This is a genomic window from Primorskyibacter marinus (assembly GCF_003313245.1).
Taxonomy (GTDB): domain Bacteria; phylum Pseudomonadota; class Alphaproteobacteria; order Rhodobacterales; family Rhodobacteraceae; genus Primorskyibacter; species Primorskyibacter marinus.
This window is the reverse complement of sequence record NZ_QJSD01000011.1, coordinates 18547-40922: the sequence shown is the minus strand read 5'-3', so window position 1 is coordinate 40922 and position 22376 is coordinate 18547. Positions and strand designations below refer to the sequence as shown.

General features: G+C 61.7%; 23 protein-coding genes. 11 read left to right on the top strand and 12 right to left on the bottom strand.

What is annotated here, in order from left to right:
• Positions 1-50: 50 nt before the first annotated feature.
• The 5 genes from aroE to DMZ65_RS13305 all read right to left on the bottom strand — a co-directional run bounded on the left by aroE (position 51) and on the right by DMZ65_RS13305 (position 3424).
• On the bottom strand, positions 51-869 hold the full coding sequence (gene aroE, locus DMZ65_RS13325) for a shikimate dehydrogenase (protein WP_116599379.1): 819 nt from the start codon (positions 867-869) through the stop codon (positions 51-53).
• Between the two features lie 157 nt (positions 870-1026).
• Positions 1027-1464, bottom strand: a complete 438-nt coding sequence (aroQ, locus tag DMZ65_RS13320) for a type II 3-dehydroquinate dehydratase (protein ID WP_116599378.1) — start codon at positions 1462-1464, stop codon at positions 1027-1029.
• Between the two features lie 187 nt (positions 1465-1651).
• Positions 1652-1990 carry an arsenate reductase (glutaredoxin) gene (gene arsC, locus DMZ65_RS13315; RefSeq protein ID WP_116599377.1) on the bottom strand — a complete coding sequence of 113 codons (339 nt, stop codon included), beginning with the start codon at positions 1988-1990 and terminating at the stop codon, positions 1652-1654.
• Entirely contained in the window at positions 1990-3048 is a 1059-nt protein-coding gene (locus DMZ65_RS13310) for a quinone-dependent dihydroorotate dehydrogenase (RefSeq protein ID WP_116599376.1), read from the bottom strand. Before DMZ65_RS13310 ends, arsC begins: the two co-directional genes overlap by 1 nt.
• A gap of 37 nt (positions 3049-3085) precedes the next feature.
• Positions 3086-3424, bottom strand: coding sequence for a DUF952 domain-containing protein (locus DMZ65_RS13305; RefSeq protein WP_116599375.1), 339 nt, complete (start codon positions 3422-3424; stop codon positions 3086-3088).
• Between the two features lie 147 nt (positions 3425-3571).
• On the opposite strand from DMZ65_RS13305, the gene DMZ65_RS13300 reads away from it, so the two are divergent.
• The 3 genes from DMZ65_RS13300 (at position 3572) to DMZ65_RS13290 (ending at position 6886) form a co-directional block, all read left to right on the top strand.
• Complete coding sequence (locus DMZ65_RS13300) at positions 3572-5131, top strand: bifunctional metallophosphatase/5'-nucleotidase (protein ID WP_116599441.1); 1560 nt, start codon at positions 3572-3574, stop codon at positions 5129-5131.
• 195 nt (positions 5132-5326) lie between these two features.
• Positions 5327-5632 (top strand): DnaJ family domain-containing protein, encoded by a 306-nt coding sequence (locus tag DMZ65_RS13295; protein ID WP_116599440.1) that lies wholly within the window; start codon positions 5327-5329, stop codon positions 5630-5632.
• 66 nt (positions 5633-5698) lie between these two features.
• On the top strand, positions 5699-6886 hold the full coding sequence (locus DMZ65_RS13290; RefSeq protein ID WP_116599374.1) for a class I SAM-dependent methyltransferase: 1188 nt from the start codon (positions 5699-5701) through the stop codon (positions 6884-6886).
• On the opposite strand, the gene DMZ65_RS13285 is transcribed toward DMZ65_RS13290, so the two are convergent.
• The 3 genes from DMZ65_RS13285 to DMZ65_RS13275 are packed head-to-tail and all read right to left on the bottom strand — an operon-like array spanning position 6830 to position 9124.
• Positions 6830-8197 carry an MATE family efflux transporter gene (locus DMZ65_RS13285; RefSeq protein ID WP_116599373.1) on the bottom strand — a complete coding sequence of 456 codons (1368 nt, stop codon included), beginning with the start codon at positions 8195-8197 and terminating at the stop codon, positions 6830-6832. The two genes, DMZ65_RS13290 and DMZ65_RS13285, sit on opposite strands and share 57 nt — an antisense overlap.
• A complete protein-coding gene (locus DMZ65_RS13280; RefSeq protein WP_116599372.1) occupies positions 8190-8699 on the bottom strand; it encodes a PaaI family thioesterase in 510 nt (169 codons plus the stop codon). The genes DMZ65_RS13285 and DMZ65_RS13280 overlap by 8 nt, the downstream gene beginning before the upstream one ends.
• Positions 8696-9124, bottom strand: coding sequence for a PaaI family thioesterase (locus tag DMZ65_RS13275; protein WP_116599371.1), 429 nt, complete (start codon positions 9122-9124; stop codon positions 8696-8698). Before DMZ65_RS13275 ends, DMZ65_RS13280 begins: the two co-directional genes overlap by 4 nt.
• A gap of 118 nt (positions 9125-9242) precedes the next feature.
• Here DMZ65_RS13275 and DMZ65_RS13270 point away from each other — a divergent pair, with 118 nt between their 5' ends.
• From DMZ65_RS13270 to DMZ65_RS13240, 7 genes are all read left to right on the top strand, one after another.
• Positions 9243-9614 (top strand): MerR family transcriptional regulator, encoded by a 372-nt coding sequence (locus DMZ65_RS13270; RefSeq protein WP_116599370.1) that lies wholly within the window; start codon positions 9243-9245, stop codon positions 9612-9614.
• A 220-nt stretch (positions 9615-9834) separates the two neighbouring features.
• On the top strand, positions 9835-10242 hold the full coding sequence (locus tag DMZ65_RS13265; RefSeq protein ID WP_116599439.1) for a MerR family transcriptional regulator: 408 nt from the start codon (positions 9835-9837) through the stop codon (positions 10240-10242).
• A gap of 31 nt (positions 10243-10273) precedes the next feature.
• Complete coding sequence (locus tag DMZ65_RS13260; RefSeq protein WP_116599369.1) at positions 10274-12052, top strand: acyl-CoA dehydrogenase C-terminal domain-containing protein; 1779 nt, start codon at positions 10274-10276, stop codon at positions 12050-12052.
• 266 nt (positions 12053-12318) lie between these two features.
• Positions 12319-13458 (top strand): acyl-CoA dehydrogenase family protein, encoded by a 1140-nt coding sequence (locus tag DMZ65_RS13255; RefSeq protein WP_116599368.1) that lies wholly within the window; start codon positions 12319-12321, stop codon positions 13456-13458.
• A gap of 367 nt (positions 13459-13825) precedes the next feature.
• Complete coding sequence (locus DMZ65_RS13250) at positions 13826-14464, top strand: glutathione S-transferase family protein (protein WP_116599367.1); 639 nt, start codon at positions 13826-13828, stop codon at positions 14462-14464.
• A gap of 104 nt (positions 14465-14568) precedes the next feature.
• The gene (locus DMZ65_RS13245) at positions 14569-15780 is read left to right on the top strand and encodes an acetyl-CoA C-acetyltransferase (RefSeq protein ID WP_116599366.1); all 1212 of its coding nucleotides are present in this window, start codon (positions 14569-14571) and stop codon (positions 15778-15780) included.
• Positions 15781-15846: 66 nt separating this feature from the next.
• Positions 15847-18039: a 3-hydroxyacyl-CoA dehydrogenase NAD-binding domain-containing protein gene (locus DMZ65_RS13240; protein WP_116599365.1), complete on the top strand. Its 2193-nt coding sequence runs from the start codon at positions 15847-15849 to the stop codon at positions 18037-18039.
• Between the two features lie 310 nt (positions 18040-18349).
• Here DMZ65_RS13240 and DMZ65_RS13235 read toward each other — a convergent pair whose 3' ends face one another.
• The 3 genes from DMZ65_RS13235 to DMZ65_RS13225 are packed head-to-tail and all read right to left on the bottom strand — an operon-like array spanning position 18350 to position 20360.
• Positions 18350-19138, bottom strand: a complete 789-nt coding sequence (locus DMZ65_RS13235) for a metal ABC transporter permease (protein ID WP_116599364.1) — start codon at positions 19136-19138, stop codon at positions 18350-18352.
• Positions 19138-19881, bottom strand: coding sequence for a metal ABC transporter ATP-binding protein (locus DMZ65_RS13230; protein ID WP_116599363.1), 744 nt, complete (start codon positions 19879-19881; stop codon positions 19138-19140). The genes DMZ65_RS13235 and DMZ65_RS13230 overlap by 1 nt, the downstream gene beginning before the upstream one ends.
• Positions 19878-20360: a Fur family transcriptional regulator gene (locus DMZ65_RS13225; protein ID WP_116599438.1), complete on the bottom strand. Its 483-nt coding sequence runs from the start codon at positions 20358-20360 to the stop codon at positions 19878-19880. The genes DMZ65_RS13230 and DMZ65_RS13225 overlap by 4 nt, the downstream gene beginning before the upstream one ends.
• Before the next feature lie 103 nt (positions 20361-20463).
• Here DMZ65_RS13225 and DMZ65_RS13220 point away from each other — a divergent pair, with 103 nt between their 5' ends.
• Complete coding sequence (locus tag DMZ65_RS13220; RefSeq protein WP_116599362.1) at positions 20464-21531, top strand: zinc ABC transporter substrate-binding protein; 1068 nt, start codon at positions 20464-20466, stop codon at positions 21529-21531.
• Between the two features lie 87 nt (positions 21532-21618).
• Here the strand turns inward: DMZ65_RS13220 and DMZ65_RS13215 are convergent, their stop codons facing one another.
• Positions 21619-22356: a sulfite exporter TauE/SafE family protein gene (locus DMZ65_RS13215; protein ID WP_232824991.1), complete on the bottom strand. Its 738-nt coding sequence runs from the start codon at positions 22354-22356 to the stop codon at positions 21619-21621.
• Positions 22357-22376: the final 20 nt, after the last annotated feature.

The following is a 22376-nucleotide window of genomic DNA, read 5'->3' as shown; positions in this document are numbered from 1 at the left end:
GAAATCGGGTCAGCCCGATTTCGGTCGCAACCCGGCCACCTGACGGATGGTCACACCAGCGGCACCGTCAGATCCCGTATCAACGCGGCTGTATCGGGGCGTTGACCACGCCACCAGGCATAGGCCTCGGCCGCCTGTTCAACCAGCATACCGACGCCATCCGCCAGGACCGGCACACCCGTCCCTTGGGCTTGTCGCAAGAACCCTGTCAGACCCTTTGCATAGACCAGATCATAGGCCAGCCCTGCCCCCTCGAACACCGCATCCGCGACCTGTGGGCGCGTATTGAACAGGCTGGCAGAGGTGGCATTCAGCACGATGTCATGCCCTGCACCCAAAGCGTCATAGCCTGTCGCGCGGATCTCGCCGAAGCGGGCCAATTCATCGGCAATCGCCTGCGCCTTGGCAACGGTCCTGTTGGCCACGACCACCTGCGCTGCCCCGGCCCGGAGGATCGGCAGCGCCGCGCCGCGTGTCGCCCCGCCCGCGCCAAGGAAAAGCACACGCTTGCCCGAAACCGCTTGGCCCAGATTGTCCGCGATATCGCGCAACAACCCGACCCCGTCGAAATTTTCGGCAATAATGCGTCCATCCTCGAATTTCAGACAGTTGGAAGCCCCTGTCAGAGCCGCCCCTTCGCGGCGGTCATCCGCCGCCGCAAAGGCATCGGTCTTGAACGGGACGGTGATGTTGATGCCCCGGCCTCCTTCGGAGATGAACTGATCCAGCCGGTTGCGAAACCCGTCTTGCGGTGCCTCAATCGCCTCGTAGGAGATGTCGTCATCAAATTGCGCGGCAAAGCTGCGATGAATGAATGGCGATTTCGAATGCCCGATGGGGTTGCCGAATACGGCGTAGCGGTCCGTCACGTCCTGTTCTTCCTTATCGCCTGAGCACTTTTGCCGGTCCCTGCCTCACAGACGCCGCGATGTAAACGTCGCAGGTCCAGCTTTGCCGCAAGATCACCCTCTGCCCTGTCGCGGCCGCTGCGACCATCCGCAAGGCCGCTGGCCCCGGTGCATACGATCATGCCAGAAGACGCCCCATGCGCCGCAACGCCAGCGCGTAACCTTCAATGCCAAAGCCCGCGACTACCCCGTCAGCCCGCTGGCTGACATAGGAATGATGGCGAAAGCTTTCGCGCTGGTGGACGTTCGAGATATGAACCTCCAGCACCGGCCCGTCGAAGGTGTTCAGCGCATCCAGCACCGCGACGGAGGTATGGGTCAGCGCTGCGGGATTGATGATGATGCCCTGTGCCGCGTCACGCGCCTCGTGAATCCAGTCGATGATCTGGCCTTCCCAGTTGGACTGCAACAGCCGCGTCGTTATGCCAATTTTCTCGCCCAGCTCGGTGCAGGTGGCCTCCACATCGGCAAGCGTATCGTGGCCGTAGATCTCGGGCTGGCGTTTGCCCAGAAGGTTCAGGTTCGGGCCATTGAGTATATAGACGGTCGTGGTCACAGGGCGTGTCCTTGATTGGTTGGGCGATCCCGCTTGCGGGGCTTGGCGGGCAATTTGCCCCCCTGCCCGCCTTTTGGCAAGCGGCGGACACGCGGCAGGTCGGGCAGTGCTCTTGCACAACCGATACTTCGGTATGGTTCAAATTCACCGCGTCCGGACACAAGCCAAGGGGCCTGCCTTGTCGGCTTCAGGTGAGGGTCAGCAGTTTTTCGGTCGGGCGTCCAATTACCGCGCGGTCGCCAGCGATCAGCACCGGCCGCTCGATCAGCTTTGGATGCGCTTCCATCGCGGCCAGCAGCGCGTCATCATCGCTGTCTTTCGTCAGGCCCAGTTCTGCAAATAACGGGTCGTTGGACCGCGCCATTGCAAGCACAGGCAGGCCCAGCGCCGCGTGCACGGCTTTCAGTTCAGACAAGGACGGCGGATCGTCAAGATAGCGCCGCACCGTCAGTGCCACGCCGTTCTCCTCAAGCAGCGCCAATCCCTGCCGGGACTTGCTGCACCGTGGGTTGTGCCAATATTCCATTATAGCCAGTCCTCCCTTGCGGTGCCGACGGCATCCGCCACATTATCGAACCCATCCCGCGCCAACAGGCGGTCAAGACCCTTTGCGATCTCTTCCACAAGGCTCAGCCCGCCATAGACCAGCGCGGTATAAAGCTGCACGGCGCTCGCCCCGGCGCGGATCTTGGCATAGGCCTGTTCGGCAGAGCCGACCCCCCCCACCCCGATCAGCGGCAAGCGGCCTTCGGTCAGCACCGACAGTTGCGCCAGAACGCGGGTGGATTTCTCAAACAACGGCGCACCGGACAACCCGCCCTTTTCGGGCGCATGGCGGCTGCGCAATCCAGCGCGGTCCAGCGTCGTATTGGTGGCGATCACCGCATCAACGCCCGAGGACAGCGCGACCTCTGCCACATCCGCCAATTCATCCGGCGTCAGATCGGGCGCGATCTTCAGGAAGACCGGCACCCGCCGCGCCATTCCGTCGCGCACCTGCATCACGCCGGCCAGCAATCCGGCCAAGGCTGCCTTGCCCTGTAGGTCGCGCAGCTTTTCGGTATTGGGGCTGGAGACATTCACCGTGGCAAAATCCAGCCATTTTCCGCAATGGTCCAACACGCGGGCGAAATCCGCGGCCCGGTCCCCGCTATCCTTGTTGGCACCAAGGTTCAGGCCGATCACCGCATCACGGGGGCGTTTTTCCAGCCTTGCGGCAATCGTCTCCATCCCGTCATTGTTGAACCCGAACCGGTTGATCGCTGCACCATCTTCGGTCAGGCGAAACAGGCGCGGTTTTGGGTTGCCCGGCTGCGGGCGCGGTGTTGCGGCCCCCACCTCGGCAAAGCCGAACCCCGCTCGGCCAAGGCCCAGAAGTGCTGTTGCATTCTTGTCGAACCCCGCCGCCAGCCCGATCGGATTGGTCAGGTGCAGCCCCGCCACCTCGCAGCGCAATCTGTCTGACGTCACCAGACCGGGGGATGGTGCGACGCCCAGTTGCAACGCCCGTAGCGCCAGCCCATGCGCGGTTTCCGGATCCATATGGCGCAAAACCCGCAGCCCGGCCTGTTCAAGCAAGCTCATATCCGCGCGCCCGGATTTGGGTAACAAGCGACGTTGCTCATGCCATCTCCCGCGGGAAGTCATGTGTCCCGTTCACCAAGGGCACGGCGCAGGACCACACAATATCCTTGCGCCTCAGCGGTCCATAAAGATGCGGAAACTCGGCACCTGCGCGCGCGACCTCCCATTTCAGGGCATCGCCCATTGTCTCGGTATCGAACGCGGCCAGAACCAGCCCGTCCTCCCCGGCGAAATGCTTGGCGGCTGTCTCGCGGACTTGCAGCGCGGTTGAAAAATGAATGTAGCCATCGGCCACGTCGATCGGGGCACCGGCGGTTTCGCCCGAGACCTCCAGCGCCTGCCATTCGGCGGCGCGCAATATCTTGTAGATCAGCATGACGCTGAGATGCCTTCTGGACGGCTTATCGTCAAGCGTCATGCAATTGTGACAAAAACCGCCGATGACGTTGCGACGGGCTTTGACTTAGCCCGACGGAAGCGGCACGATCCTGCGCATAAGACTTCCGACAGAGAGGAACTGAACATGTCTATCCGCCTTTTGACCGGTGCCGCCGCCCTTGCATTGACCGCAGGTGCCGCCGCCGCAGATTATTCCCTGACGATCCTTCATACCAATGATTTCCACGCCCGGTTCGAACCGATTTCAAAATATGATTCCCCTTGTTCGGCGGAAGACAACACCGCGGGCGACTGCTTTGGCGGTTCCGCGCGTCTGGTCTCGGCGATCGAGGAAGCGCGCCAGCGCAGCAACAACGCGATCCTTGTCGATGGCGGCGACCAGTTCCAGGGCACACTGTTCTATACCTATTACAAGGGCAAGCTTGCCGCCGAAATGATGAACAAGATGGGCTATGACGCGATGACCGTGGGCAACCACGAATTCGACGACGGCCCCGAAGTTCTGCGCGGTTTCATGGATGCGGTCGATTTTCCGGTGCTGATGTCCAATGCCGATGTCTCGGGCGAGGAACTGCTGGCCGATGTTCTGATGAAATCCACGGTGATCGAGCGGGGCGGCGAAAAGCTGGGCCTGATCGGCCTGACACCGCAAGACACGGATGAACTGGCCAGCCCCGGCAAGAACATCATCTTCACCGATCCCAGCGACGCCGTGCAGGGCGAGGTCGACAAGCTGACCGAAATGGGCGTGAACAAGATTATCGTGCTGTCGCATTCCGGCCTGAACGTCGATACGACCGTGGCCGAGAACACCACGGGCGTCGATGTCATCGTGGGCGGGCATGACAACTCCTTGCTGTCCAACACGATCGAAGGTGCCAAAGGCCCCTACCCCATCATGGTCGGCAACACCGCCATCGTGCAGGCCTATGCCTATGGCAAGTTTCTGGGCGAGCTGAACGTGACCTTCGACGACGAGGGCAACATCACCGAAGCCGTGGGCGAGCCGATCATCCTTGACGGTGCGGTCACCGAGGACGAAGCAACCGTCGCGCGCATCACCGAAGCCGCAGTTCCGCTGGAAGAGATCCGCAACAAGGTCGTGGCCGAAACATCCGAGGCCATCGAAGGCAACCGCGATGTCTGCCGCGCCATGGAATGTTCGATGGGCAATCTGGTGGCTGACGCCATTCTGGCACGGGTGAAGGATCAGGGCATGCAGATCGCCATTGTCAACTCCGGCGGTCTGCGCGCCTCTATCGACGCAGGCGAAGTGACCATGGGCGAAGTGCTGACCGTGCTGCCGTTCCAGAACACGCTGTCCACCTTCCAGGTATCCGGTGCGACCGTGGTTGAGGCGCTTGAAAACGGTGTCAGCCAGATCGAGGAAGGCGCGGGCCGTTTCCCACAGGTGGCCGGCCTGACCTTCACAGCCGATCCGTCGGCAGAGCCGGGCAGCCGCGTGTCCGACGTCATGGTTGACGGTGCGCCGATCGAGCCCGAGAAAATGTACGGGGTTGTCTCCAACAACTACGTCCGCAACGGCGGTGATGGCTACAAGATGTTCATCAATGCCGAGAACGCCTATGACTTCGGCCCGGACCTGGCCGATGTGACCGCCGAGTATCTGGCGGAACAAGGCCCCTACACGCCCTACACCGATGGACGCATCACGTTGAAGTAACCCTGAGCGTCTTGTAAATTCTGCGCAGGCTCCGGCATCAAGCCGGGGCCTGTTTCGTTTCAGCCCTGTTTCGTTTCAGCACAGGCTATGCACGACACGTCCGCGTGCAAAACCGTTGCTTTCTTGAGGACGCGCGCGAAAATGACACCGCCAATCGCGGATGTTATGCTTCTGCGATGCCAAGGGGACGCGCTGATGGACCACCCGCTTATTGACCTTGTAAACGCCCGGATCCGCGCAGCGGAGACGGAAGGTGCTTTTGACAACCTGCCCGGCGCTGGCAAACCCCTGCCGCCCTGCGACGATCCGGAAAATGCGCTGATCAATCGCCTGATGAAGGAAAACGGCGCGGCCCCCGAATTTGTTACCCTGTCGCGCGAATTGGCGCGCCTGCGTGCGGAATTGCGCGAAGAAGGCGACCGCACCAGACGACACGAGATCATGAAGGACATGTCGATGATGGAGGCGCGGATCGACATCGCGCGCAAGGCCGCGCGCTAGGTTTTGTCTTTCCCGCATCCGCGTGCCAGATTGCCCGCGCAACCGCCGCCCCAGGAAAGGCAATCAATGGTCACTGTGTCCGAACAATACGAAGCCTATCCCTATCCCGAACGCGATCCGGCAGACGAATCCAAACGCCTGATCGAAGGCTCGCCCAGCCATCCGCATGAGGTCGATCATTTCCTGTTTGCCGGTCAGCGTGATTGGTCCCGGCCCTTTCGCGTTCTGGTCGCAGGCGGCGGTACTGGCGACGGGCTGATCATGTTGGCGCAGCATCTGGCAAATGCGGGTCATCCGCATCAGATCACCTATCTCGACCTGTCCACCGCATCGCGGCAGGTGGCGGAGGCCCGCGCGACAGCGCGTGGCTTGACCAACATCACCTTTCACACCGGCAGCCTGTTGGACGCGCCCGACCTTGGCACCTTCGACTACATTGATTGTTGCGGCGTGTTGCACCACCTGCCCGACCCGGCACAGGGATTTGCCGCCCTTCGGGCCGCCGTCGCCCCGGATGGGGGGCTTGGCTTCATGGTCTATGCGCCGTACGGGCGATCGGGCGTCTATCCCCTACAACAGGCGTTCGGCGCATTGCTGGAGGGTCTTGCCCCCGCCGAACGGCTGGCCAAGGCGCGGCAACTGGTTGAACAATTGCCCGAGGGCCATCCGTTCCGGCTGAACCCGCATCTCGTGGATCACCGGCAAAGCGACGCGGGTTTCTACGACCTGCTGCTGCATTCACAGGATCGCGCCTTCGATGTCGCGTCTCTGATGTCTGTGCTCACATCCACCGGATGGGAACTGGCCGATTTCACCCAACCCGCGCTGTATGATCTGTCGCGCATCGCGGATGTGCCAGGCCATCTGGACCGCGCTGCGGCCATGGCCACCGCCGAGAAACTGCGCGGCACGATCAAGCTGCATGTGGGCTATGCCGCGCCTGCGGGCCGTGGCATCCGCGTCGCATCGGGAAGCAACCGCAGTGCCGTGCCGCATCTGCGCGGCGTCGGGGCAAAACCGTTGGCACAGGCCATCGCACAGGGCAAACGCCCGAAGTTGACCGTTTCTGGCGTCGAGACCCGGCTTGACCTGCCAAAACAGACCGCGCCGCTGATCGCAGGCATCGACGGACGCCGCAGCGTGGCGCAGATCCTCAACGTGGCGCGGCTGGACCCGATGCAGGCCGGCGCGCTTTGGTCACAGGTGGATTGTGCCCTGCGTCCCTGGGGGTTGCTGGTCTATTCCGGGTTCTGAAGCGGCAGCCTCCAACGCCGGATAGCGCAACCACAGGAACACGCCGCGTGCGATGAAGAAGATCAACTGCGCCAGCCACAGCCCGTGATTGCCAAGACTGGGCACCAGCAGCAGCACCGACCCCACATAAACGACAAAGCTGAGCGCCATCATATTGCGCATATCCGCACTGCGGGTGGCACCGATGAATATCCCGTCCAGCATCCAGGCCGCCGTGCCGGCCAGTGGTGCCAGCACCATGTAAGGCAGATAAAGCCGCGCCTCGGCGCGCACTTCGGGCGCGTCTGCCATCAGGTCGATGATGATTCCGCCAAGCAAGGCGAAGGCCACCACCATGACAAGGCTTGTGACCAGCCCCCAGATACTGGTGACAATGGCGCTGCGGCGCACACGCGCCACAACGCCTGCGCCAAACGCCCGCCCCACCAGCGCCTCGGCCGAGAAGGCAAACCCATCCATCGCGGCGGCGGTGATGTGCAGGAATTGCAGCAACACCTGATTGGCCGCCAATGTTACATCGCCGAAATCCGCCCCGAGGAACAGGAACGACACGAACCCAACCTCCAGCAGCGCCGATCGGATCAGAATATCCGTGTTCACACCCAGCATCCGCTTCAGCCGCACCTTGTCGAACACCCGCGCCCAATCGCGCCAGTCCGGCACGCGAAAAGCTGCCCGGCACAGCCACAGCCCCAGGGCCAGGCCGCTCCATTCCGCGAAGAACGTGGCAATGGCGACGCCGTTCACGCCCCACCCAAGCTGAAGGACGAAAACAACGTCCAGCACCACGTTCAGCCCGTTCATCCACAGTTGCAGCACCAGCACGGCGCGGGTGCGTTCCTGCGCGATCAGCCAGCCGCTGATACCGAAGATCGCAATGGCCGCGGGGGCCGACCAGACGCGGATGGTCAGATAATCGCGGGCCATGCCCTCGACCTCGGCCGAGGCGGGCGACAGATAGAAGGCTCCGGCGAAAATCAACTGTTGAAGGGCGATCAGGGCGACACCCGCGGTCAATCCGATCATGATCACGCGGGTCAGCAACGCCGCAACTTCGGCGGTATTGCCCGCACCCGCCGCCTGACTGGTCAGCCCGACGGTGCCCATGCGCAGAAAGCCGAACATCCAGTAGATCGCGGTCAGGATGATCGCGCCGATGCCCACGGCACCGATCGGTGCCGCCTCCCCCAGTTGTCCAACAACGCCGGTATCCACGACACCGAGGATTGGCACGGTCGCATTGGCCAGCACGATCGGCAGCGCTATTTTCAGAACCCTGCGATGCGAAATATCCTGTAACATCTCAGACATCGGTGCGCGGCATCAAAAAATGCCCCGTGGCCTGCGCGATGGGCCTGTCGCGATTGTCTTGCCAGGCATAGGCATTGACGCTGGCATAGCGCCGCCCCGACCGCGTGACATGCGCCCGCGCGTAGCCGTCACGCGGCAAGCCGGATCGCAGGAAATCCGTGGTGAAATCGATGGTTTTGGGCAGGCGTGGCAGCGTACCCTCTTCCAGCGTGGCAACGTCGATACGCCCGGACTCGATCCCTTCCCACAACATCGCCCAACTGAGACCGATGATGGCCGTGACTTCGAGGAACGCCGCCGTCACCCCGCCATGCAAAGCAGGAAGGCGCGGATTGCCGATCAATTTCTCATCATATCTCAGCACCGCCGTCAGTTCGTCCCCGCGCCGATCAAAGCTGATGCCAAGGAATTGCGCATAAGGCACGCCTTCGACCAGCGCGCTGAGGGCGGTATCGCGCCGTTGTTTGACGACCTGGACAGGTTCAGGAGTTTTGCGGATCATGGTTGTGCTGGCTCCACCGTAAACGCGCCCGTGGCCGTTGCGACAGGATTTTCGGTATCGTCGTCCATTGCCACCGCGCGCACAAAAGCAACCGAACGGGTCATGTGATAGCAGGTCGCGCGCGCCGTGATCGCTTGGCCCGGCGTTGCCGGACGCATGTAGTCGATGCGCAGGTCGATGGTCGCGGTGACGGATGGCAGGTCCGGGTGGCTCATCACCGCCGCGCCGCAACAGGTGTCCATCAGTGCCGAGACCGCACCGCCATGGATCACCCCGGTCACCGGGTCACCGATAAACTTTGCATCATACGCCATGCTGATTTCGGCGGTGCCCTCACCAATATCCCCAAGCTGCATGCCAAGTGCCTGGGCATGTGGGATCGCCTGAATGAAATCCCGCGCCATGCGGGCTCGCTTATCGCTCATCGGTCTGGGTGTCCTGCTTGTGCCCCGCCGTTATGGGCCGCTTCGCACGCGGGCTGCAACCCCACCTGTTGCCCTTCGCGCAGACCACGTTAGACTTGGGCTCAGGAGAATCCAAAGCATGTCCGACACCCGCCTCAGTTTTAAGGAAATGTGCGCGCGTTTCGACGTCACGCCGCGCACCCTGCGCTATTACGAATATATCGAACTTCTACAGCCAGAGCGTGATGGCCGTTCGCGGTTCTATGGTCCAAGGGAATGCGCACGGATGACGCTGATCATGCGCGGACGCCGCTTCGGTTTTCAGCTGGAAGAGATTCGCCAGTGGCTTATGATCTATGAGAACGAAGGCACGGAGGCGCAGAACCGGCTGTGGGTCGAGGCCGCAACCCGCCAGTTGGGCGAGCTTGACGAACAGCGCCGCCAGCTCGACGAAGCGCAGGCAGAACTGCGCGCGCTGCGCGATGAGGTCGCCGCATCGCTGAAAGACTGAGTCGCTCTGACCCAGGGTAAGCAATTCAAACATTTTACCAAGCGGTAAAATTAAAGCGCTTTGAAAGATAGTTTCGGGCCGAACCGGCTGACGCGACATGATCTTACGTCAACATCAATTTGACGTAGCGTTGCGCCTGCGCAAACGAAATTCCCATTGTATGAATGCTCTCAGAGAGCCACCTACAGTCCATATAACCTTACGAGTGGAGGACCAGGTGATGAATGACGTTAATGAGACGATGACAATACGGGAGATGTGTGACGCATTCGACGTGACCCCCAGAGCGCTGCGGTTTTACGAAGCCAAGGAACTGCTGTTTCCGATCCGCGAAGGCCAGAAACGGCTGTTCACCCATCGTGACCGTGCCCGGCTGAAGCTTATTTTGCGCGGCAAGCGTTTTGGGTTCAGCCTGGAGGAGATTCGACAGCTTCTTGATCTCTACCATGTTGGCGATCAGCAGCAGACGCAGCTGACGCGCACCGTCGAAATAGCAAAAGACCGGTTGGATGACATGATCCGCCAGAGGGACGAGTTGAACACTGCCATCGCCGAACTCGACGACCAGATAAAATGGGGTGAAAAGATGCTCACCTCGATGAACCAGACCAAGCGGGCGGCCGAATAGGGACTGCCCCGACTGTTACCGGAGGACGCAAATGCCCATTTATATCGCCCCCACCAAAGACATGCAGTTTGTGCTGCATGACGTGCTCAACGCCGCAGAGACCGGTATTCCCGGCTATGACGAGATGGAATCCGATTTCACCGGGGCCGTCCTGGAAGAGGCGGGCAAGCTGGCGGCGGAAGTTCTGGCACCGCTGAACACGGTGGGCGATACCGAAGGTTGCGTGCTGGAAAACGGCGTTGTGCGCACGCCAGAGGGCTTCAAGGAAGCGTTCAAGCAGATGCAGGATGGTGGCTGGACCGCGCTGGACTGTGACCCGGAATTCGGCGGTCAGGGCATGCCCTACCTGCTCCATACTGCGGTCGGCGAGATTTTCGTCGGCGCGAACATGGCCTTCAACATGTATCAGGGACTGACGCATGGCGCTTATACGGCGATCCACGCCCATGGTTCCGACGACCAGAAAGCCACCTATCTGCCCAAGATGGTCACCTGCGAATGGACCGGCACCATGAACCTGACGGAGCCACATTGCGGCACCGATCTGGGCCTGATGCGCACCAAGGCGGAACCGCAGGATGACGGCAGCTATCAGATCACCGGGCAGAAGATCTTCATCTCCGCGGGCGAGCATGACCTGGCCGACAACATCATCCATCTGGTGCTGGCCAAAATTCCGGGCGGTCCCGAAGGTATCAAGGGCGTGTCGCTGTTCATCGTGCCGAAATTCCTGGTGAATGAAGACGGCAGTCTTGGCGCGCGCAATGGCGTGACCTGCGGCAAGATCGAAGAAAAGATGGGCATCCACGGCAACTCCACCTGCGTAATGAATTACGACGGTGCCACGGGCTACCTGCTGGGTGAAGCGCATAAAGGCATGCGCGCCATGTTCACCATGATGAACGAGGCCCGGCTGGGTGTCGGCCTGCAAGGCTATGCACAGGCTGAAGCCGCCTATCAGAACGCCGTGATCTACGCCAATGACCGCCTTCAGGGACGTGCCGTGACAGGTGCCGAAAACCCCGACGGCCCGGCTGATCCGCTGATCGTGCATCCCGACATTCGCCGCAGCCTGATGGACCAGAAAAGCTTTGTCGAAGGGGCGCGGGCCTTCACCTTCTGGGGCGCGCATCTGATCGACAAGTCGCATCGCTCTGGTGATAAGGATGCCGAAGGGCTGGTCTCGCTCTTGACCCCGGTCATCAAGGGGTTCCAGACCGACAAGGGCTTCGAGATGGCCGTGCAGGCGCAGCAGGTCTATGGTGGCCACGGCTATATCGAAGAATGGGGCATGTCGCAATTTGCCCGCGATGCCCGGATTGCGATGATCTACGAAGGTGCCAATGGCATTCAGGCGCTGGATCTGGTCGGTCGCAAGCTGGCTCAGGACGGCGGCAAACACGTCATGGCATTCTTCGAGATGGTCAAGACCTTCATCAAGCAAAACGGCGGCGATGAAGCCTTCGACAAGGATTTCCTTGATCCACTGAAGGCCGCGTCAAAAGATCTTCAGGCGGCGGGTATGTATTTCATGCAGCAAGGCATGAAGAACCCCAACAACGCGCTGGCCGGGTCGTATGACTTCATGCACCTTTTCGGCCATGTCTGCCTTGGCCTGATGTGGGCACGCATGGGGCTGGCCGCCAAAGCCGCGCTGGATGGCGGTGCCTCCGACGTAGAGTTCTACGAAACCAAACTGGCAACGGGACGCTATTACATGGCACGTCACCTGCCCGCCACGAAGATGCATCTTGCCCGCATCGAAAGCGGTGCCGACACTGTCATGGCGCTGGACGCCGCGAACTTCTGACAGCCTAGGTGGGGGTGGGGCAACGCCTCGCCCTCTTCCGCCCCACGTCTCGTTCCTGTGATCCGCACCGAAATCACAAGCATGCCAAGACCTTGGCTTTGGAATACGACTTTTCTGATCGCGTTTGACTTGACGGCGACGACAGGCTGTCGTTCCCTCCGCTACGCTTTGGCCTGACGTGGTGGACGGCAAGGCCTGTCAATCGCTGACCGCCGCTATTCTGAATAGCTGACCGGACAACACTGACAACAAGGGAGGGGAGGCCCATGACGTCGGACTGGATGACGGATGAGCACCGAATGCTCGCCGAGATGACGCGAAAATTCATCACCGATGAATGGGTGCCGCAGTATGACCGCTGGCGCAAGCAAGGCCAGATGGACCGCGAAACCTGGGCGCAGGCCGGTGAACTGGGCCTGCTCTGCCCGTCGATCCCCGAAGAATATGGCGGCGTCGGCGGCGATTTCGGACATGAGGCAGTGATCCTGATGGAAGGCAGCCGCGCCAACCTTGCCAGTTGGGGACACGGCATTCATTCCGGGATCGTGGCGCATTATGTGTTGGCCTATGGCACCGATGAACAGAAGAAACGCTGGCTGCCAAAAATGATCACCGGAGAGCTTGTAGGCGCTTTGGCGATGACGGAACCCTCGGCCGGTTCCGACGTGCAAAACATCAAGACCCGCGCCATCCGCGACGGCAATGCGTACCGGCTGTCCGGGCAGAAGACATTTATAACCAATGGCCAACATGCCAATCTGATCGTCGTCGCCGCCAAGACTGATCCTACCGAAGGTGCCAAGGGCGTCTCGCTGGTTGTTGTCGAGACGGACGGAGCCGAGGGATTTCAACGCGGGCGCAATCTCGACAAAATCGGCTGCCACGCGGCGGACACGTCAGAGCTTTTCTTCGACAATATCGAGATCCCGCCGGAAAACATCCTTGGCCAGGAGGAGGGTCGTGGCTTTTATCAGATGATGAAGCAGCTGCCACAGGAACGGCTGATCATCGGGTGCGGTGCCGTCGGCGCAATGGAAGGCGCAGTAGAGCGCACGATAGCCTATTGCAAAGAGCGCAAAGCCTTTGGTGGACCATTGACGCAATTTCAAAATACCCGGTTCAAGCTGGCCGAATGCCAGACAAAGACCGCGGTCGCCCGCGCCTTTCTGGATGCCTGCATAGCGGACCACCTGCGCGGCGAGTTGAGCGTCGAAAAAGCCGCGATGGCAAAATATTGGCTGACCGACACCCAAGGCGAAGTATTGGACGACTGTCTGCAACTTCATGGTGGCTACGGCTACATGCAGGAATACGCTGTCGCCGAAATGTGGACAGATGCGCGCGTGCAGCGGATCTACGGGGGCACAAATGAGATTATGAAAGAGCTGATTGCGAGAACGCTGTGACACGACAGACGGAATCGCAACTTGCATATGAAGAGCCGGGGGTTTCACACCCCCGGACCCCCGTGGAGTATTTCTACCAAGAAGAAGATCCGAACATCGAACCCGTATTTCGGCGTGGGCAGCAGGCGGTCCACCCCACCTCGAACACCGGCCAAGCGGCATCCGGAACGAGGCGGGGCTTCTCCTCGGGCGGCCATCGGCTCTCCAGCCTGTTCCGCAAAAACAGGATAGGTGCGTTAACGTTAATGCCCGGTTACCGTAAGCTCACAAATTCCGCTTCTTCTTGGCACAAATACTCCGCGGGGGTGTGGGGGCGCGAAGCCCCCGCTACAACCTCTGCCAAATTCACAACAGGAGGGCTTGGCCCATGACCATCCAACTGCATTGCTTTGGCGAATCCGGGAATGCCTATAAAGCAGCGCTCGCTCTACAGTTTTCCGGATTGGACTGGGAACCGGTCTATGTCGATTTCTTCGGCGGGGCGACACGGGCGCGCGACTATCGCGATACGCTCAACAATATGGGCGAGGTGCCGGTGATGGTCGACGGCTCTGTCACGATCACGCAATCTGGTGTGATCCAGCAGTACGTCTCAGAAAAATCAGGGAGGTTTGGAGGCGTCACACCCGAAGATTCGCGGGAGGTCATGCGTTGGATGTTCTGGGACAATCACAAACTATCCAGTCAGGCTGGCATGACCCGGTTTCTGATGAACTTCCTGCCCGAAGCCAAACGCTCCGCCGAGGTGATCGCATTCGCGCAAGGCAGGCTCAAAGCGGCCTACGACGTCCTCGACACACATCTGGAAGGCCGCGATTGGATCGTCGGCGACAGCCTCACCAACGCGGATCTCAGCTGCTGTGGCTATCTCTATTATCCCGAACCTTTCGGATTTATTCGCGAGGACTGGCCACACATAGATGCCTGGCTGACCCGGCTCAGCCAACAACCTGGCTGGAAGCACCCTTATGATCTGATGCCGGGTTCTCCCGCCGACAGGGCGTGACGAAACGTAGTTTACGCAAAACGTCGCCACGTCACCATTGATCCCCGCCCCCCTACACCCCCAAGTCAGGTAAAGACACCGACCTTGCAAAGGACGACACTCCCATGACCGACGCTTTCATCTACGACACGGTGCGCACACCTCGCGGCAAGGGCCGCAAGGACGGCGCCTTGCACGAAGTCACCAGCCTGCGGCTGTCCGCACAGGTTTTGAACGCTTTGAAAGAGCGTAACGGCCTTGAAGGCCACGCCGTCGAGGACGTGATCTGGGGCAATGTCACGCAAGTCGGCGAACAGGGCGGCTGTCTGGCGCGGTCTGCCGTGCTTGCCTCGGATCTGGACGAATCCATTCCCGGACTGGCGATCAACCGCTTTTGCGCATCGGGTATGGAGGCGGTGAACCTTGCCGCCAACCAGATCCGCGGCGGGGCCGGCGACGGCTATATTGCCGGCGGGGTCGAGATGATGGGCCGCGTTGCGATGGGCTCTGACGGGGCTGCCATCGCGGTGGATCCCAGCCTTGCCATGGACAGCTATTTCGTCCCGCAAGGCATCAGCGCCGATATCATTGCAACCGAATACGGGTTCACCCGCGAGCAGGCCGATGCGCTGGCGGTGGAATCGCAGCGCCGCGCCGCAGAGGCCTGGAAGGATGACCGTTTTGCGAAGTCGATCATCACCGTGCGCGACCAGAACGGCCTGCCGATCCTTGATCGCGACGAATACATGCGCCCGGCCACTGATATGCAATCGCTTGGGGCGCTCAATCCCAGCTTTCAGCAAATGGGCGAGGTCATGCCCGGCTTTGACGCTGTGGCGCTGATGAAATACCCGCATCTGGAGCGGATCAACCACATTCACCATGCGGGCAACTCTTCCGGCATCGTCGATGGTTCTGCCGGGGTGCTGATCGGCAGCAAGGCCTTTGGCGAGGCGCACGGGCTGACGCCCCGCGCCCGCATCAAGGCCACCGCCAAGATCGGCACTGATCCGACCATCATGCTGACCGGTCCGGTTCCCGTGACCGAGAAGATCCTCGCCGATAGCGGCATGAGCATCAAGGACATCGACCTGTTCGAGGTGAACGAGGCCTTTGCGGCCGTGGTGCTGCGTTTCATGCAGGCGTTTGATGTGAGTGACGATCGCGTCAACGTCAATGGCGGGTCGATCGCAATGGGCCATCCTTTGGGGGCCACCGGCGCGATCATCATCGGCACGCTTCTGGACGAGCTGGAACGCACCGGGAAAAGCACCGGTCTGGCGACGCTGTGCATCGCTTCCGGCATGGGCGCGGCGACCATCATCGAGCGCGTCTGATGACAGGCGCGGCCCGGCCCTACACGCATGCTTACGCAAATAGACACTGATCCACGGAGACCTGCCATGACCGATTTCACGATGGCCACTGACAGCGACGGCGTTGCCGTCATCACTTGGGACGTTCCGGAAAAATCCATGAACGTCATGTCGCTGGAAGGCTTTGACGAGCTTGACGGCCTGATCGACGACGCCCTCGCCGACGACGCCGTCAAGGGCATCGTCATTACCTCTGGCAAGTCCACCTTCGCGGGCGGCATGGACCTCAACATCATCGCCAAGATGAAGCAAAGCGCGGGTGACGACCCTGCACGCGGGCTGTTCGAAGGCACGATGGCCAAGCACAAGCTGCTGCGCAAGATCGAGCGTGCGGGCATGGACGACAAGAACAAGGGGGGCAAGCCCATTGCCGCCGCCCTGCCCGGCACAGCGCTTGGCATCGGGTACGAGCTGCCACTGGTCTGTCACCGCATTTTCTGCGCCGATGATCCCAAGGCCAAGATCGGCCTGCCGGAGATCATGGTCGGCATCTTCCCCGGCCTTGGCGGGACCACCCGACTGGTGCGCAAGATGGGCGCAATGGCCGCCTCGCCGTATCTGTTGGAAGGCAAGCTGCTGGACCCCAAGAAAGCCAAGGCCGCCGGACTGATCGACGAGGTTGTCGAGGATCCGCTGGCCGCGGCAAAAGCCTGGGTGCTGGATGCGAAGGATGCCGACATCGTCAAACCCTGGGACGCCAAAGGTTATAAGATGCCCGGTGGCGCGCCCTACCACCCTGCTGGTTTCATGACCTTCGTGGGTGCCAGCGCGATGGTCAATGGCAAGACCAAGGGCGTTTATCCGGCCGCCAAGGCGCTGCTGTCCGCGGTTTATGAAGGCGCGATGGTGCCCTTTGACACGGCGCTGAAGATCGAGGCGCGCTGGTTCACGAACGTGCTGCTGAACCCGTCCTCCGGCGCGATGATCCGGTCGCTTTTCATCAACAAGGAAGCGCTGGAAAAAGGCGCCAACCGGCCTGATGTGGCGGATGAGCGCGTCAAGAAAGTCGGCGTTCTGGGCGCGGGCATGATGGGCGCAGGCATCGCGCTGGTGTCGGCCCAAGCCGGGATTGAGGTCGTGCTGCTGGACCAGAAACAGGACGCTGCCGACCGGGGCCGCGCCTATACCGCCGATTACATGGACAAGGGCATCGCCCGCAAAAAGGCCACGCCCGAGAAAAAGGAAGAGGTGCTGGGCCGGATCACCGCCACCACCGATTATGACGCGCTGAAAGGCTGCGATCTGATCGTCGAGGCGGTGTTCGAGGATCCCAGGATCAAGGCAGAGGTGACCCAAGCCGTCGAGGCCGTGATCGGAGAGGACTGCATCTTCGCCACCAACACCTCTACCCTGCCGATCAGCGATCTGGCCAAGGCCAGCAAGCGGCCCGAGCAGTATATCGGCATCCATTTCTTCAGCCCAGTCGAAAAGATGATGCTGGTCGAAATCATCAAGGGCCGCGAGACCGGCACGCGCGCCGTCGCCAAGGCGCTGGATTTCGTGCGCCAGATCCGCAAGACACCGATCGTGGTGAACGATGCGCGGTTCTTCTACGCCAACCGCTGCATCATTCCCTATATCAACGAAGGCATCCGCATGGTCGCCGAAGGTGTCGCACCTGCGCTGATCGAGAATGCCGCAAAGATGGTCGGCATGCCGCTGGGACCGCTGCAACTGGTCGATGAAACCTCGATTGATCTGGGTGCCAAGATTGCCCGCGCGACCAAGGCCGCGATGGGTGACGCCTATCCCGACGGTGCGGTGGACGAGGTGATCTTCTGGATGGAGGGCGAAGGCCGTCTGGGCCGCAAGTCCAAAGCGGGGTTCTACGCCTATGATGACAAGGGCAAGCGGCAGGGTCTGTGGTCCGGGCTGGGCGAACGTTATGCGCAGGCCGACGAACAGCCCTCGCTGATCGAGGTCCAGCACAGGCTGCTGTTCGTGCAGGTGCTGGAAGCGGTCCGCGCGCTGGAAGAGGGTGTGCTGGAAGACATCCGCGAAGGCGATGTGGGCGCGATCCTCGGCTGGGGCTTTGCGCCGTGGTCCGGCGGTCCGTTCAGTTGGCTCGACATCATCGGCGCGCCCTATGCGGCAGAGCGCTGCGATCAGTTGTCCAGCGCACATGGCGACCGTTTCGCCTGCCCCGACCTGCTGCGCGAGATGGCAAGCAAAGGGCAAGAGTTCTACGGACGCTTCGGCCCAAAGGCTGACGCGGCCTGATAGGTCGCGAGGGGGCACATCGCCCCCTCGCCCGTCCGGGGCGTGCCCGGAACAGTGTTTCCAATCGGAAAAGCATAGCCGCCGACCCTGTTGGTCTGTCAGCCATGCATGATTTGCCACAGTGCCGTTTTGGAAAATGCAGCTGGCCGGATCTCGCAAACGACATCTTGATCGGGCCGTGTGGTCCTGAACGGAAGCGTCTGATGTTTCAGCCGTTCACCACCCCGTCGCTGTCTTTGGCCGCAACCAAAGGGGCGATCACGCAGGCCCGAAGATCAGGCTCAGCGCCGATCTTCAATTGCCCACAGCGTTACCTGCGGGACAAAAGCTTGCCGAGATTGACCAGAACAAAGACCAACGCCGCCGCGCAGACAATGGCCGGACCGGCGGGCGCATCGACGTGGTAGGCCCCCCAAAGCCCGCCGGCGACGGATAGCACCGCAATCACCAGCGCCACGGCGGCCATCCCCTCGGGCGTGCGGACAAGCGGTCGTGCGGCGGCGGCGGGCACGATCAGAAGCGCGCCGATCAGAAGCGCGCCCACGACCTTGATCGCCACGGCCACCACCACGGCAAGCGCCAGCGCCATGCCCATATGGATACGCCCCGGATCTATACCGCTGGCGCGCGCCAGATCCGCCCCCATGGTTGCTGTCAGCAGGTCAGACCATTTCCACGCCAACAGCCCAAGCACCAACACCGCGCCGCCCCAGATCACGGCCAGATCGCCGCGCCCCACTGCCAGTATGTCACCGAACAGATAGGCCGAAAGCTCAACCCGCCCGCCGACCAGGCTGACCGCGACCAGGCCAACCGCCAGCGCGGAATGCGCCACCACGCCCAGCAATGTATCCACAGCCTGCCCGCGCCCGGACAGGGCCGTGACCGCCACCGCCGTCAGCAACGCCACCGCCAGCGCGCCGGCGAAGACAGAGATCGACAGCATCAGTGACAGCGCCACGCCAAGGATCGCCGCATGGGCCGTGGCATCGCCGAAATAGGCCATGCGGCGCCAGACCACGAAACATCCCAGCGGTGCCGCGGCCAGGGCCACCCCCAATCCCGCCAGCGCCGCGCGCACCATGAAATCATCCAGCATCAATGCGCCTCTTCCTGCGAGTGGTCATGGTCGTGATCGTGCCGGTGCGAATGTTCGTGCCGGTACAGCGCCAAGGCACCTTGCGTTCCGGTGCCGAACAACGCGCGGTATTCCGGCGCGCTTGCCACCACTTCTGGCGTGCCGTGACAGCAGACATGACCGTTAAGGCAAATCACCCGGTCGCTCGCGCTCATCACCACATGCAGCTCGTGGCTGACCATCAGAATGGCGCAACCCAGATCGGTGCGGATATCTTCGATCAACCGGTAGAAAGCGGCGGACCCCAGTTGATCCAGCCCCTGAGTCGGCTCGTCCAGCAGCAGGATCTGCGGATCGGCCAGCAGCGCGCGCGCCAGAACCACGCGCTGAAGCTGCCCGCCCGAAAGGTCCGCCAATTGCCGGGCCTCAAGCCCGGCCGCACCGGTCCGCTCCAACGCCGCAGCCGTCTTTTGTGGCGTCGCGCGCACCGGCAAATTCAGAAACCGCCGCGCCGTCATCGGAAGCGTCGGGTCGATTTGCAGCTTTTGCGGCACATAGCCCAGCCGCAGCCCCGATGCCCGCACCACCTGGCCCGCCGAAATGGGCACGGCCCCGATCAGCGCCCGCAGCAAGGTCGACTTGCCCGATCCGTTGGGGCCGACCACGGTGACGATTTCGCGTGCGGAGATGTCAAAATCGACCCCGCTCAGCACGGTTTGCGCGCCCAGACGAACGGCCAGCCCTCGCGCCTCGATCAGGCTCATGCGGGGGCCTTTTCGGCGCAGGACGGGCAGACGCCTTCAGCCTCGACCACCAGTTTTTCGACCTGAAACCCGATCTCGCGGGCCGCGCGTCCCAGCACCCGGCTGACCCGCCCCGAGGGCGCTTCTGCCACGGCGTTGCACCCGCGGCAGATCAGAAAGGCCGGGATGTGTTGCTTGCCAAGATGGGCGCAGCCCACAAAGGCATTCAGCCGCTCGATCCGGTGAGCAAACCCGTTGGTGACAAGAAAATCCAGCGCCCGATACGCCACCGGTGGCTGTGTTCCCAGTCCTTCGGCGCGCAGATGGTCAAGGATTTCATACGCCCCAAGTGCACGGTGCTTTTCCAGAAGCAGTTCCATCACCCGCTTGCGGACCGGCGTCAGTTGCAGCTTCTTCGCAGCGCATTGCGTGCGAAGCTCTTCCAGCCCATCCGTGATGCAATGTTTATGGTCATGCGCTTCAAATCCGAGTGTTGCCATCTGCTGCCCCCTTGCGGTCATCTTCGCGTTTCAGTGGCTTGATATGTTATACTGTTACATTTAACAAGAGGCGACTCACAGCAAAAGAACCGGAGCCGATACGATGAGATCTTTCTTTCTGGCCGCCACAGTTTTCTGCGGTGCGGCAAACGCCGACACCCCCGATGTGGTCACCGACATCCTGCCTGTTCAGTCGCTGGCGGCGCAGGTCATGGGCGAGTTGGGCACGCCGGATGTGCTGCTGCGCCCGGGTGCATCTCCACACGGATACGCGCTGCGCCCGACCGAGGCGCGCGCCCTGCAAGAGGCCGAGCTGGTCTTCTGGGTCGGCCCCGCGTTGACGCCGTGGCTGACGGGTCCGCTGGAAACGCTGTCGGGGGAGGCGTTGCATGTCGCGCTGCTGGAAACCGATGGAACTGAAGTTCTGGAGACACGCGAAGGGCCGTTGTTTGAAACAGAGCATCCTCATGACGACGACGCCCACGCAGATGAGGTTCACGCAGAGGACGCGCACGAAGATAAGTCGCACGAGGGACATGCCCACGATGACCATGCCGCGTCGGAACATGCGCAGGACCATACGGATCACGGTCACGAGCATGAAGCGCACGGCGACGACGACCATCACGCGGCGTCGGGCCACAACCATTCCGGCCCCGATCCGCATGCCTGGCTTGATCCGGCCAATGCACGGATTTGGCTGGCGGCCATTGCCCAGGCGCTTGGTGATGCCGATCCGGACAATGCCGACACCTACCGCGCGAACGCGCAGGCGGCGATAGAGGCTCTCAAAGTTCAGGAACAGCAGATCGCAGACCGGCTTTCACCGCTGTCCAAGCGATCCTTCACCGTCTATCACGATGCCTTCCAGTATTTCGAACATCGCTTTGGTCTGACGCCTCTGGGTGCCATCGCGATGAACGACGCATCGGCGCCCGGTCCCGCACGTCTGACAGCGCTGCGCGATCACCTGACGGATGCCGGCGTGCAGTGCGTGTTCTCGGAACCGCAATACAACACGGGCCTTATCCGGGCCGTTAGCCCGGACGGCGCAGCGCATGCGGTGCTTGACCCGTTGGGCGCAGATCTGCCAGCGGGGGCCGGGCTTTATGCCGGACTGCTTGAGGCGCTCTCCACAACGATCGAAGAGTGCCTGGGCGACGCACGCTAACAGGCCGTCAGGGGGATAGATCCGCCATTGACGCCCCGGGGCTGCGGCGCGCAATGGCGGACGAACCAGGCCAAGGGCCGCCGCATGTCAGATCAGCGCGTCCCAGACCAGCTTGACCGCCAGAACGCAGAGCAGCGCCAGGATCGTCTTGTCGAAAACCTGTTTCGAGATGCGGCGCGCCAGCCACGCCCCCACGGGCATCCCGGCAAGCAGCGGCGCAATGGCGGCAAGGCCCAACAGGATGGTCTGTGACGACATGATGCCGTACCACAACAACAGCGGAATCTGCACCAGCCCCGAGGCCAGAAATAGTGACGTTACTGTCGCAATAAAATTATGACGATCCAAACCGGTTGCATTGAGATAGGTCAGGCTGACCGGCGCGGACAGGCCCGAAATCCCGAACAAGACGCCTGACAAAGCCCCCATCGGCCAAGCCAGAACCGACACCAGCGCGAAGGGCAGCGACCAACCGGGACGCGCCATCCGGAAGCCGATATAAAGAAACACGACCGCCGCCACGACCAGCAGCAGCGCCGCGGCGTTCAGGGCGGTCAGAGCCAGAGTGCCGAAGCCCGTCCCCACCGCCCCGGCAAGCGCAAACCGCAACGACAACTTCGGCACGCGCGCATCACGGAATTGCCAGACCTGAACGGCATTCGTCACGACATTGGGGATCGCGAACACAGCAACGGCCAGCCGGACGTCATAGAGCATTGCAATCAGCGGCACGGCAATCAGCGGTGCCCCTGCCCCTGTCGCCCCTTTCAGAATCCCGCCCAATGCGAAGGCCAGTCCGATCAACAGGAGGCTATTGTCTATCACTTTGCGGTCTACCTTTGCGC